Source organism: Stenotrophomonas maltophilia group sp. LNF247 (genome assembly GCF_054083135.1).
The window spans coordinates 230,476-242,882 of the sequence record NZ_JBSRQL010000001.1; the positions used below are offsets into that span (position 1 = coordinate 230,476).

At 65.7% G+C, this 12,407-nt stretch carries 7 protein-coding genes and 1 pseudogene; 2 read left to right on the forward strand and 6 right to left on the reverse strand.

Going from position 1 to position 12,407, the window contains the following annotated elements; all coding sequences use genetic code 11:
• Positions 1-8: 8 nt before the first annotated feature.
• From ACTXG9_RS01065 to ACTXG9_RS01075, 3 genes and pseudogenes are all read right to left on the reverse strand, one after another.
• Entirely contained in the window at positions 9-1,313 is a 1,305-nt protein-coding gene (locus tag ACTXG9_RS01065) for an MFS transporter (RefSeq protein ID WP_021202373.1), read from the reverse strand.
• Positions 1,310-3,537 (reverse strand): annotated as a pseudogene (locus tag ACTXG9_RS01070) (oligoalginate lyase). Before ACTXG9_RS01070 ends, ACTXG9_RS01065 begins: the two are co-directional and overlap by 4 nt.
• Positions 3,534-4,973: a polysaccharide lyase 6 family protein gene (locus ACTXG9_RS01075; protein ID WP_134729217.1), complete on the reverse strand. Its 1,440-nt coding sequence runs from the start codon at positions 4,971-4,973 to the stop codon at positions 3,534-3,536. Before ACTXG9_RS01075 ends, ACTXG9_RS01070 begins: the two are co-directional and overlap by 4 nt.
• A 241-nt stretch (positions 4,974-5,214) precedes the next feature.
• On the opposite strand from ACTXG9_RS01075, the gene ACTXG9_RS01080 reads away from it, so the two are divergent.
• Both ACTXG9_RS01080 and ACTXG9_RS01085 read left to right on the forward strand, forming a co-directional pair.
• Positions 5,215-8,106 carry a TonB-dependent receptor gene (locus ACTXG9_RS01080; protein ID WP_456115483.1) on the forward strand — a complete coding sequence of 964 codons (2,892 nt, stop codon included), beginning with the start codon at positions 5,215-5,217 and terminating at the stop codon, positions 8,104-8,106.
• Between the two features lie 107 nt (positions 8,107-8,213).
• Positions 8,214-8,957 (forward strand): FadR/GntR family transcriptional regulator, encoded by a 744-nt coding sequence (locus ACTXG9_RS01085; protein WP_021202377.1) that lies wholly within the window; start codon positions 8,214-8,216, stop codon positions 8,955-8,957.
• Between the two features lie 740 nt (positions 8,958-9,697).
• Here ACTXG9_RS01085 and ACTXG9_RS01090 read toward each other — a convergent pair.
• Genes ACTXG9_RS01090 through msuE form a run of 3 tightly spaced genes read right to left on the reverse strand, consistent with a single transcriptional unit; the run spans position 9,698 to position 12,390 of the window.
• Positions 9,698-10,726 (reverse strand): methionine synthase, encoded by a 1,029-nt coding sequence (locus ACTXG9_RS01090; protein WP_188249885.1) that lies wholly within the window; start codon positions 10,724-10,726, stop codon positions 9,698-9,700.
• 42 nt (positions 10,727-10,768) lie between these two features.
• Positions 10,769-11,746 (reverse strand): DUF1852 domain-containing protein, encoded by a 978-nt coding sequence (locus ACTXG9_RS01095; RefSeq protein ID WP_021202380.1) that lies wholly within the window; start codon positions 11,744-11,746, stop codon positions 10,769-10,771.
• Positions 11,747-11,802: 56 nt separating this feature from the next.
• Complete coding sequence (gene msuE / locus ACTXG9_RS01100; RefSeq protein ID WP_021202381.1) at positions 11,803-12,390, reverse strand: FMN reductase; 588 nt, start codon at positions 12,388-12,390, stop codon at positions 11,803-11,805.
• Positions 12,391-12,407 lie beyond the last annotated feature (17 nt).

A 12,407-nucleotide genomic window follows, 5' to 3' on the forward strand; every position in this document is an offset into this window, starting at 1 on the left:
ATGCAGGCTCAGCCGGCGCGGCGGTCGAGCTTGTGGATCGGGCCGGTCCACCACCACAGCGCGGCCAGCGACAGCGGCACCAGGGCGGCGACGAGGATGAAGATCGGCGCATAGGAGTGGCGGGTCAGCACCGGCACCAGCCAGGTGGTGATCAAGGTGCCGGCCACGGCGGCCAGGCCACCCAGGCCTGCCAGCGTGCCCACCGAGCGGCCGTCGAACAGGTCGCCCGGCAGGGTCTGGATGTTGCCGATGGCCACCTGGAAGCCGAACAGCACCGCAGCGATTGCCAGCACCGCCAGTAGCGGCTGGTTGGCCAGCACGGCAGCCAGCAGGGCAGGGGCCATGATCACGCAGCCCAGCGTGATGGCCAGCTTGCGGGCGCGGTCCACGCTGTGCCCGGCGCGGATCATCCGCCCGGACAGCCAACCGCCGCTGAGGCTGCCCAGCATCGCGCCAACGAACGGCACCCAGGCGAACAGGCCGATCTGCTTGATGTCGAAGCCGAAGGTTTCGGCCAGGTAGATCGGCAGCCAGGACACGAACAACCACCAGATCGGGTCCAGGAGGAAGCGGCAGGCGAGCATGCCCCAGCTCTGCCGGTGGGCCAGCAGCTCACGAACGCTGGCCTTCGGTGCCACCTCTGCCTGCTGCCCGGCCTGGTCTTCCTGGATCAACCGGCGCTCGGCATCGCTCACCCACGGATGCTTGTCCGGCCCGGCGCGGTAGACAAACAGCCATGGCAGCAGCCACAGGAAGCCGATCGCACCGACCAGCACGAAGGTGCCGCGCCAGCCCAGCCACAGGTAGAGGCCGGCGATGGCCGGCGCGGAAACGATCGCGCCGATCGACGCGCCGGCGTTGAACACGCCTTGCGCCAATGCGCGCTCGCGCGCCGGGAACCACTCGGCATTGGCCTTGACCGCGCCCGGCCACGCCCCGGCTTCGCTGATGCCGAGCATCGCCCGCACCAGGCTGAAGGAGAGCATCGAATGGGTGATCGCGTGCAGGGCGATGGAGATCGACCACACGCTGATCGACAGGGCGAAACCCAGGCGCGTGCCGATCATGTCGAACAGGCGCCCGAACAGGAACTGGCCAGCGGCGTAGAACAGCATGAACACCGTCACCAGCAGGGCGTAGTCATCCTTGGTGGCGCCCACTTCCCTGGCGATTTCCGGCCACATTACCGCCAGTGCGTTGCGGTCGATGTAGTTGATCACCGTGGCCACGGCGATCAGGCCCACGATCAGCCAGCGCACGGCCGACCGTAGCGGCACCTTGCGCAGGTTGGCCACCACCGCAGGGCCGTTCATTTGCCGTCAACCTTGCTGCGGTCCATGCGTGCATGGCTGCCGCTCCAGCGGTAGGCATGGCCGTCCACGCTCACGCTGTGCTCGCCCTTGGCGCTGCTGTCGTCGGCCACGCCGAGGGCGATGCGTGCACCGCTGGCCAGGCGCAGCTCGATCACCTCGGCATCGTTGCCCCGGCTGCGCACGATGTCCTTGATGCGGCTGTCCGCGCCGTGCACGTATTCGGCGGTGCCGTTGTACTCGCCGTGCGGCTCCAGCACGCTGAAGAAGGTCACGTCCTTCTGTCCGTCCACGCGCTGCAGCAGGGCCGGTTCGCGGCGCAGGTTGAATTCCGGATCGTTCGCGCCGCTTTCCACCAGCAGCGCCTGTGCCGGCGCACTGCTGCCGAAGCGGTAGGTGTAGAAGCGCCCGTCCAGCAGCCATGTCAGCGACCGCGGCTCGCTGCCGGGTTTGCTGCGTGCATCCAGCCACAGGTGCTGGTAGCCGTTGTCCTTGCCCAGCACCGGGCGCTGGGCGGGGAAGTGTTCGGCTTCGAAGCCGGTGGTGACGATGTGGCCGTTGAAGTGCAGCGGCAGGTCGTAGCGCGCGGCCTTGCCGCCGTGCACCTGCAGCAGGTCCAGCGCGACCGGCAGGCCCAGGTCGGGATGGCGCAGCAGCGCCTGGGTGCGGGTGAACACCACGCCGGGGTAGGCGTCGCGCATCGTTGCCGAGGCAATCTGGGTATCGGCATCGGCCTGGAAGAAGCGCACCTGCGGCGCGTGTTCCTCGCCGCGTTTCCAGTCGCCCTTGAAGTGGCTCTGCTCGTCCACCACCAGGGTGTTGTGCGCCACGGTCTGCTTGGCCCAGCTGCGGTTCTCGGCCAGGTAGATGCCGCCGCGCTTGGCTTCCACGTTGAGGAAGCGGGCCGCGCCGTAGTCGGTCACCACTGGATTGCCGTTGTCGTAGAACAGCCAGTTGAGCTTGTCGAAGTGGCCATGGCCCATGCCCTGCATCGTGTCCTTCTGCACCAGCGCCTGGCCGCGTTCGCCGTTCATGCGCAGGATCGCCAGGCCGCCGCGATCGCCGTCGGGGCCATCGCGCAGCAGCATCGGCCGATAGTCGAAGGGCCTGGTCTTGTTCGCCGCCAGCGCCTGCGCCACCTGCAGGCCCTCGGGCGACAAGAGCAGGCGCTTCTGCTGCTGGGCCACGGACAGCAGGCGGTCGTCACCGGTACGCGCATAGGCGATGCCGATGCCGGCCACCAGCTCTTCGGTGTCGATGCCCTTGTCCAGGATGGCGTCGTTGATCGGGAAGAACAAGCCGTTGTAGCTGGACTGCACCAGCACATCCACGGCCTTCAACAGCACGCCGTCGCGGCGCGCGAAGATCTTCCGCTGCGGTTCGTTGCGTTCGATGGCATTGGCGAACAGCAGGAACGGCGCCAGTGCATAGCGCTGGTAGTAGGGGCCTTCCTCGTAGTAACCATCGGGCGAGAACAGCAGGTCGATCTGCCGAAGAAAGCCGAATTGATCGTCCTTCCGGCTGCCGCGCAGGGATTTCTCCACCAGCTCAGGGTCGCGCAGCACGTAGCCGGTCATGCCGGTGGCGGCCACCGCCCAGGTGGCGTGGTTGTGGATCTGGTCGTAGTTCTTCGGCTCGCTGACGAGGAACTCGGCCATTGGCCGGAACACCTTCGATTCGATGGTGTTGCGGTCGTTGGCGGACAGCGCGTCGCGGATCGCGTCGTAGCCCTGGATGGCGTTGACCAGCCATACCGAATCGTTGAGCACCTGCCAGAACACGCGCCCGGGGATCTGCCCACGGCCTTCCGGGTGCGGGCCCAGCGTCGGGTAGAGCTGGGCATACTGCAGCAGCATGTCGCGCGCATAGTCCACGTAGGCCCTGTCGCCGGTCAGCCGGTACAGCGTGCCTGCCGCCAGCAGCGCCTGGTAGTTGCGCTTGTGCTGTTCGTGGGTGCGGCCGCCGCCCTTGTCCTTCGGTACCGGCACGTCGATGCCGGCCTTCATCATCTTCTTCAGCGTTGCTTCGGTGCGTGCCTGCTCTTTGGCAAACCACGGGTAGCGGCGGCCTTCGCTGGCCATCTGCTGCCATTGTGCGGCGGTGACCAGCACCGGCGCGGCATCGGCCTGTCGCACGGCAGCAGTGGGGGATGCGAACAGCGATGCGCTCGGCAGCAGGGCGAAGGGGGCGCCAAAGCCAAGGAAACGAACAGCGGCTGCAACCTCATCGATCAACTCCAGTGCGGGTGCGTGAGAGGGTGGCTTCGCCCACCTTGGGATACCAGTCGACGCCGGTCGCCTCGCGTGCGGTCATCGTCAAGGCAGGATCGGCGCCCACGGCGGGCAGGGCAGGCGTGGCAACCCACAATCCGCTATCAGCCTGCTGCAGGCTGACACCACGGCTCTCTACGCCTCCCGGGAACACGGTGCTGGCTGCCGGCGACTGCACGTTGCCGCTGAAGTCGATGCCGGCCAGCGAACTGGCGGCAGTGGGCGGATTCCGGTTGTCGCGGTTGACGATCAGGTTGCCGGTGAAGCGGCTGTTGCTGGCGGCCACCACGATGCCCTTCGCCTCATCATGGCCGACACCGAAACTGATCTTCGCCACGTCCACGAAGGTGTTGCGGCTGATCGTGGCATTCACCACCGGCGCATAGCCTGACAGCGGCGGATTGGCCTGCGCATCCATCACCGCCAGTGCCGAACGGTTGCTGGACCCGGCCAGCCGCTCGAAGTAATTGTTGCTGACGGTCTGGTCGGCGTTGATGATGCGTACGCCGCCGGTGCCGGCCTTGTCATCGCCGAGGAAGACATTGTCGATCACCCGGTTGCCATTGCCGTGGCGCAGGGTGAGTGCTCCGGCGGAACGATAGAACACGTTGCCGCGGTAGGTGTTGCCGCCGGACTTGTTGCTGATGATCTCGGTCTCGCCGTCGCAGCCTTCGAACCAGTTGTTCTCCACCGTGCTGTTGGAATCGCTCAGTGAGCTATCGCTGGTGCCGACGCGGAGGGTTTCGCCGCCATTGACGCCCAGCGCCGGGCGCGGCCCGAACCAGTTGTGGTCGATGCGGTGCTGGTTGTCCAGGCCCTGGGTTGCATCGCGCACCACCACGACTGTGGGTCCCGCATTGGTCTTGCCGCGCAGCTGGCTGTGGTCCAACCGATTGTGGCTGCCATACAGCGACACCCAGTAGTCCTGGTCGCTGGCATCGGGGTTGGTGTAGTCGTCGATCACCAGGCCGGTGACGCGGCTGTTGCTGGCGACGGCCTTGCTCGACTCGCGGAATGCCACCACCGCATCACCCGGCGCATAGCCGCTGCGGAACACCAGGTTGGACACCTGCAGGTAGCTCCCCGCCAGGCGCAGGTCCGAGCGCCCGCTGAAGATGACCTTGCCGGCGGTCTGCGCGCGCAGCACGATCGGGGCATCCGCCGTGCCTTGGCCCTTCAGCAGCAGCCGGGCGTCGGTCCAGGTGCCGTCAGCCAGCACGATCTCATCGCCGGGCTGCAGCGCCGAGGCGGCGGTAGCGAACTCCGCGACATCGTGGACGAGCCAGCTGGCTGCACTTGCTGCTGGAGTGGTCAGGCACATTGCCAGACCAGTGGTCAGGCAAAATAGCCATGAACCATTGGATCGGTGACGCGCCAGCGAGTGAATGCGCATGAAATCCTTCCAGGGACGGCCGGGCCGTCGTTTCAGGGTGGGCCTGCATACCACTTTCAGGTCTGTTGTAAGCCAGCTTTCGCGCAAAGTCATGCTGCATGAGCACATTAAATTGCGATCAACTGGTATGGATAAAAGGCATTTGAACAATCGCATACCAATTGGTTGACATTTTCATGTCGCCGTGCCGAAGCTGCGTCCCACGCCTGGCATGCAGGCGATCCTTTGGGAGGAGGAAACCATGCGGCGACCCGCCGGAGCAGTGCACAGCATCTCGTTGTCCCCTACACCCCTGATCGTGGCGCTGCTTGCCGCATTGGCTGGCCTGCCCGCTGCCCACGCGCAATCCGGCAAGGACGCGGCAGGGCAGGATCCCACCACGCTGGACCAGGTGCAGGTCACCGGCATCCGCGAATCGATGCAGAGTTCGATCAACAAGAAGCGCGACGACACGGTCATCGCAGACGTGCTTTCCGCAGATGACATCGGCGACCTGCCGGCGCCGTCGCTGGCCGACGCGATCGAGACCCTGACCGGTGCCGCCTCGACCCGCGACAAGACCGGTGCGTCGGAGATCTCGATCCGTGGCCTGGGCGCCTTCCTAAGCAGCGCCAACTTCAACGGCCGCGAAATCACCAATGGCAGCGGCGACCGCTCGGTGAACTTCAACATGTTCCCGGCCGAGCTGATCAACACGGTGGCCATCTACAAGACCCAGCGTGCCGACATCATCGAAGGCGGCGTGGCTGGCACCATCGGCCTGGAAACAGTGCGCCCACTGGAGTACGGCAAGCGTGCGGCGCAGCTGGACCTGCGCGGCAGCTGGGCCGAGTATGACAAGAAGTACCGCGACGACGACGGCATCGGCTATCGCGGTACCGCCAGCTACATCGACCAGTTCGAGTTCGGCAACGGGCAGAAGCTGGGCATCTCGCTGGGCTTCCAGCGCCTGGATGGCACCGACCCGGAAGAGAGCATCACCAGCGGTTCCACCTGGTATGCCTGCGATGGCACGCAGAACGTGAGCAATGCCAACTGCAATGAAGTGTCCGCGCAGGCCATCGCCAACGGCGCACCTTATTACCTGGTGCCCAGCAGCCGCATCTACCGGCTCAAGCAGGAGCGCAACGACCGGCAGAGCGAGTTCGCCGCATTGCAGTGGCGGCCCAATGACGTGGTTGAAGTGAACCTCGACTTCGAACACACCGAGCGCAACTGGTACGAGAACCGCAGCGACCTGAGCCTGTCCAACGCCCGCCGTGGCATCACCCGGCGCGAGGTGGACGAGGACGGCATCGTGCGCCACCTGCATGGCAGCACCTCGATTGATTCCACCTCAAACCGCTACTGGCGTGGCGAGGAATACACCGGGGGTGGCCTGAACCTGATCCTGCGACCGACCCCGGCCTGGGAACTGTCCACCGATCTTTCGTACTCGCACACCAATCGCCTCGACAGCGAGCGCATGACCCGCCTGCGCGCCAACCAGCGCGACGTCAACAATGCTATCGTGCCGGGCATCAGCAGTGGTGCCACCGGCTACGTGGACTATGACTGGGACTGGCGCGGCGAAGTGCCCAGTGTTGCGCTGGCGCCGAGCTTCGACCCCAACAACTGGGACGCCTACACCGGCGCGGCGCGCGTCACGTCCAGCGCAACGGAGAACGACCACAGGATCAGGGCCGGCCGCTTCGATGCCAGCTTCATGCCCGAGTCCGGTTTCTTCACCCGCATCAAGGGCGGCGTGCGTGCCAGCCAGGCCGACTACCGCCTGCGCGACAACACCCTGGTAACCGACTACGACCAGCGCGTGGCGGCCGACAAGGCGAAGATCATCGCCGCCAACCAGGCCTGCCGTGCGCCGTTCCCGCAGGATGACTTCATGGATGCCGCCAGCGGCAACACGATCTCCTCGTGGGCGTACTTCGTTCCGGACTGCCTGTACCAGTCGTTCCGTGGCAGCCTCGACAGTGGGTTGGATCCGGGTTTCCAGGATCCGAACAATGTCGATATCACCGAGAAGACACGCGCGCTCTATCTGATGGGTGAGTTCAGCAGCAGCCTGTTCGGCTTGCCGGTGACCGGCAACCTGGGCCTGCGCTGGGTCAAGACCGACGTTCGCTCTGAAGGCGTGCGTACGGGGCTGCGTATCGAGGACAACGGTGACGGCACGATCCGCCTGCAACCCACCGGTGCGTACAGCACGCAGGTGTTCAAGGCGGGCAACGACAAGCTGCTGCCCAGCCTCAACGCGGCCTTCGAACTGCGCCCGGACGTACTGCTGCGGGTCGGTGCATACCGCGCTATGTCACGGCCGGACATCGCCGCGCTGGGCGCCGGGCGCACCATCAACGTCAGTAGTGATGCCACCTACGGCAATCTGGCCGACGCGCTGGATGACATCAGTGCCAGCGGCAACCCCGCTGCGCAGCCGCTGATGTCCTGGAACGGTGACCTCTCCCTGGAGTGGTACCCGAACCCGGACACGATGCTGGCCGGCGCGGTGTACTGGAAGCAGTTCAACGGCGGCACCGCCACCGCGCTGGTGCCTGAGACCTACACCATCGACGGCCGGAGCGTGACCGTGCCGGTGCGGCAGCAGGTAACCACCGACGAGGACAGTACGCTGACCGGCTTCGAGCTGACCGCCACCCATCGACTGTCTTACCTGCCCAAGCCGTTCGACGGGCTGGGCTTCAAGGTCAGCTACAACTATGCCGATGCCGACTACCAGACCCAGGATTCACGGCTGGGTGAGCAGTTGGCCGGTGATGGCACGATCATTCCGGCGATCGTGCCGCCGGCCGGTCTCAGCGGCTTCTCGCGGCACGTCCTGTCCGGCTCGATCTACTGGGACGTCGGGCGCTTCAACATCCAGGCCATCGGCAAGTTCCGCTCGCACTACTACCAGGACTTCACCGGCAACGCCGCGCAGCAGAACCGCTACTACGATGACAACACCAGCGTGGACCTGCGCCTGCGCTACCGGGTGAACAAGCAGTTGTCGCTGTCGCTGGAGTTGATGAACCTGACCAACGAGCCGCGCGTGGCCTACCAGCCGCTTTATGGGAACTTCCGCGAAGTAGTGACCTACGGGCGGCGTGCGTATTTCGGTGTACGATACAAGTTCTGAACAGGGCGGCGCGGCCAGTGGCCGCGCCGTCGCTCCAACCGGACCCTCGCCGGCCGCGGTGGCAGGGCAGGGACCCGGAAGGAATTGAATTGCCAAGGGTCAGCCGCATGTCCGCCAACCGCCTTTACCAGACCATCGCTGCCAAGCTCCGCAAGCTGATCGAGGACGGCGAATTCCCGCCGGGCTCGCGGCTGCCGGGCGAGCGCGAGCTGGCCGAACGGTTTGGCGTCAGCCGGGTCACCATCCGCGAAGCGGAGATTGCACTGGAGGCACAGGGCTGGATTGCAATCCGTATCGGTTCGGGCGTGCACGTGAAGCCGCGCCCGACGCAGGCGTCCGGCGGGCTGCCGGATGTCAGCGCCTTCGACCTCACCGCTGCCCGCGCGGTATTCGAGGCCGAGGCCGCCGCTCTGGCGGCAAGCAATCTGGATGATGCCGGCATTGCCGAGCTTCAGGCGTTGGCCGAAGCGCTGTGCCGTCGCGACCTGAGCGACGCGGAAGCCGGCGAGTACGACCGCCGCTTCCACCTGACCATCGCGCGCCTTTCCGGCAACCCGGTGGTGGAGTTCTTCGTGCAGCAGATCTGGCGCATGCGCAGCGAGTTGCCGCGGGTAACCGAAGTCTATGCGCGGGTCTGCCATGATGATGGCGCCAGCCGTGCCGACGAGCACATGGCCATCTTCGAAGCATTGCGCGCACGTGATCCGGTGGCCGCGCGCAATGCGATGCGCCATCACTTCCAGCGCCTGTTCGAGGCCATGCTGCAGGCGACCGAAAGCCAGGCGCTGGAGGAGATCCGCCGGCGCACGCAGCAGGATCGTGAACGGTTCCTGGCCACGACGCGGATCTGAACGACGGAGCGGACACCGGCCGAGCGTCTGCGTGCCGCGACCTGGCCAGCGCCGGGGGTAATGGCTGTTGCATCGTTGAGCATGCCGGCGGGTGATCGCCGGTGATGTGTCATGCCAATGATGCATGCCGGTGCCGAGAGGGCAGCGACCATACTGCACCGTTGCGTTTCCATTGAACGATTCACAGCCGCGGCTACGTGCCCATTCGAATCTCATCCCTTGCGACGGCAGCCCGTATCCTTCCTGCATGCATTCCTTCTCCGATCTTCGCGGTCTCCCGGCAGTCCCCGCGTCCTCCGGCTGGGTGCAACGCGGTGAGCGCTGGGATCTATGGTGGAGCGGCCGCATCGTGGCCAGCATCGTCCCGCACGCAGTGCTCGGCTTCCAGGTGTACCTGGATGCACGCAGGATGTCCCCGGCCAAGGTGGTGCACGCGGTGAATGCGCGGCAAGCCCGGCGCTATGCCGAGCGCTGGTGCGCGGCTCGGCTTTGCCCCCGGTTGCGGCTGCGCGACGCGGTCGCCTGTCTTGTGGGCGCCGCGCCTTCGGCAGGCGCGGCGCGGCCGCCGCCGCTCACACGGGAGCAGCGCCAGCAGGCGCGCCGCCTGGCCGAGGCCGGGACAGGGGAGGTGGCACGCATCAAGCAGGCGCTCGCACTGCGGCAGCCTGCCAGGCCCTTGGGGCAGTTAACGTGTCAGGCGTGGTCGGTACCCGGCAGGACGGCCACAGCCCTGGCAAGCGCTACGCCGAAAGCTCCTCACGCACGATCCTGGCCCCTTCGCTGAGCGCGCGCAGCTTGCCCCTGGCCACGGTGCGGGCCAGCGGCGCCATGCCGCAGTTGGTGCTGGGGTAAAGCTTGTCGGCATCCACGAACTGCAGCGCCCTGCGCAGGGTGTCGGCCACTTCTTCCGGTGTTTCCACCGCGCTCGAGGCCACGTCGATCGCGCCTACCATCACCTTCTTGCCACGGACCAGCTCGATCAGGTCGATCGGCACGTGCGAGTTATGGCATTCCAGCGAAATGATGTCGAGGCTGGAGGCCCGCAGTTTCGGGAACGATTCCTCGTACTGGCGCCATTCCGATCCCAGCGTCTGCTTCCAGTCGGTGTTGGCCTTGATCCCGTAACCGTAGCAGATGTGCACGGCTGTCTCGCACGTCAGCCCTTCGATCGCGCGCTCCAGGGCGGCCACGCCCCAGTCGTTCACTTCGTCGAAGAACACATTGAAGGCCGGCTCATCGAACTGGATGATGTCCACGCCGGCCGCTTCCAGCTCCTTCGCTTCCTCGTTGAGGATCTTCGCGAACTCCCAGGCCAGCTTTTCCCGGTTCCTGTAGTGGGCGTCGTACAGCGTGTCGATCATCGTCATCGGGCCGGGCAGCGCCCACTTGATCGGCTGCGCAGTCTGGCGGCGCAGGAACTTCGCATCCTCCACGAACACCGGCTTCGGACGGCTCACGGCGCCGACCACGGTGGGCACGCTGGCATCGTAGCGGTTACGGATGCGCACGGTTTCGCGCTTTTCGAAGTCAACGCCGCTGAGATGCTCGATGAAGGTAGTGACGAAGTGCTGCCGGGTCTGCTCACCGTCGCTGACGATGTCGATGCCCGCGTGTTGCTGTTCCTGCAGCGACAGGCGCAGCGCATCCTGCTTGCCTTCAGCCAGGCCTTCGTCCTGCAGCTTCCAGGGCGACCAGAGCTTTTCGGGTTCTGCCAGCCAGGACGGCTTTGGCAGGCTGCCGGCGGTGGAGGTGGGGAGCAGTTTCTTCATCGGTGTCGGGTTGTCCTGGAATGCGAAGGGGAAATCGATGGATCAGCGCGCAGCCCACTGCTCAAGCACGGCGCGGTACGGCTTGATGAAGTGCTCTTCGGTGAACCGGCCCTGCTTGACCGCCAGCTGGCTGCGCTCTTCGCGGTCGTAGACGATGCGGGTGGACGAGTAATCCTGGTGCTTCAGGCTGGGCTGGTAGACCTTGCCGGCCACGGAATTGGCGTTGTAGATCTCCGGGCGGTAGATCTTCTGGAACGCTTCCATCGTGCTGATGGTGCCGATCAGCTCCAGGTTCGAGTAGTCGCCCAGCAGGTCGCCCTGGAAGTAGAACGCCAGCGGCGCGACGCTGCCCGGCGGCATGAAGTAACGTACCTGCAGGCCCATCTTGTCGAAGTAGTGGTCGGTGGCGGAGAACTCGCCCTGCCGGTACTCCACGCCCAGGATGGGGTGATGATTCTCGGTGCGGTGGTAGGTCCTGCTGCTGGAGACGCTGATGCAGATCACCGGCCCCTTGCGGAAGCTGGCGCGGTAGGCGCCCGATCCCAGGAAGTGCTTGAACAGCTTGCCATGCAGGTCGCCAAAGCCTTCCGGAAGACCGAAGGTGGCCTTGCCCTCGTTGCTGGCCGGCAGCACCACGCTGAAATCATAGTCACGCACGTAGGACGAGAAATTGTTGCCGACGATGCCTTCGGTACGCGCGCCGGTCCGCGTGTCGACGATGGTCGGTTGCAGCACCTCGATCAACGGAAACGGATCGTTGCCGTCGGCGCCGTCGATGTGCATCTCCACCGAGATGATGTCCAGCTCGACGGCATAACGATCGGCGCTCGGGTTGTCCCAGTGCGCCAGGTCGTTGAAGCGGTTGTTGATCATGCTGAGGGTGTTGCGCAGGTTTTCCCGCCGGGAAGCGCCGCGCGCCAGATTGGCGAAATTGGTGGTGATGCGCGTGCCCTCGGCGGGCTGGTAGTCCTCGTTGAAGGGGATGCGCGTGATGCTGAAGGTGAAGGTGTCGTTCGTCATGGGCGGCGTTCCGTGATGCGGGGTGACATCCGGATGCGGGCGAGGGCATCCGGCATTCAGGGTGCTGCGGCAGCCTCGAGGGCGGCGACGGGATGGCGGGCCAGGGCCAGCAGTGGCATGGCTCGGTGGACCGCCAGTCGAGCGCGCTCGATCAGCGGTTCGTTGCGCACGCGGCCGTCGGCGAAATCGCGGTCGGTGGCATAGACGCCCAGCGGCAGGGTGCGGGCCTGGAAGAAGCTGAAGAGCGGCCGCAGCTGGTGATCGATCACCAGCGCATGGCGCTCGCTGCCGCCGGTCGCGGCCAGCAGGATGGGGGTGTCGACCAGCGCATCCTGGTGGATGAAGTCGAAGAAATGCTTGAACAGCCCGGTGTACGAGCCGCGATAGACCGGCGTGCTCACCACGAGGACATCGGCCTGCTCGACGGCAAGCAGCTGGCGCTCGACAGCCTCGGGCAATTGTGAGCGCCACAGGGCGCCGGCCAGCTGCGGGGCGAGCTCGCCGAGCTCGATCAGATGGTGTTCGCAATGGACGTCGTTGCCGATCACGCCCAGCAGATGCTCGGCCAGGAGGGTGGCCCGCGAGGGGCGCTGCAGTCCGCCGGACACGGCGACGATACGGAGAGGGCGGTGGGATGAAGGCATGACCCGATCCTAGTCAT

Bases quoted from the DNA above. Each gene is read 5' to 3' on its own strand.
- ACTXG9_RS01065 (WP_021202373.1), bottom strand. From the start codon at position 1,313: ATGAACGGCCCTGCGGTGGTGGCCAACCTGCGCAAGGTGCCGCTACGG.
- ACTXG9_RS01075 (WP_134729217.1), bottom strand. From the start codon at position 4,973: ATGCGCATTCACTCGCTGGCGCGTCACCGATCCAATGGTTCATGGCTA.
- ACTXG9_RS01080 (WP_456115483.1), top strand. From the start codon at position 5,215: ATGCGGCGACCCGCCGGAGCAGTGCACAGCATCTCGTTGTCCCCTACA.
- ACTXG9_RS01085 (WP_021202377.1), top strand. From the start codon at position 8,214: ATGTCCGCCAACCGCCTTTACCAGACCATCGCTGCCAAGCTCCGCAAG.
- ACTXG9_RS01090 (WP_188249885.1), bottom strand. From the start codon at position 10,726: ATGAAGAAACTGCTCCCCACCTCCACCGCCGGCAGCCTGCCAAAGCCG.
- ACTXG9_RS01095 (WP_021202380.1), bottom strand. From the start codon at position 11,746: ATGACGAACGACACCTTCACCTTCAGCATCACGCGCATCCCCTTCAAC.
- msuE (WP_021202381.1), bottom strand. From the start codon at position 12,390: ATGCCTTCATCCCACCGCCCTCTCCGTATCGTCGCCGTGTCCGGCGGA.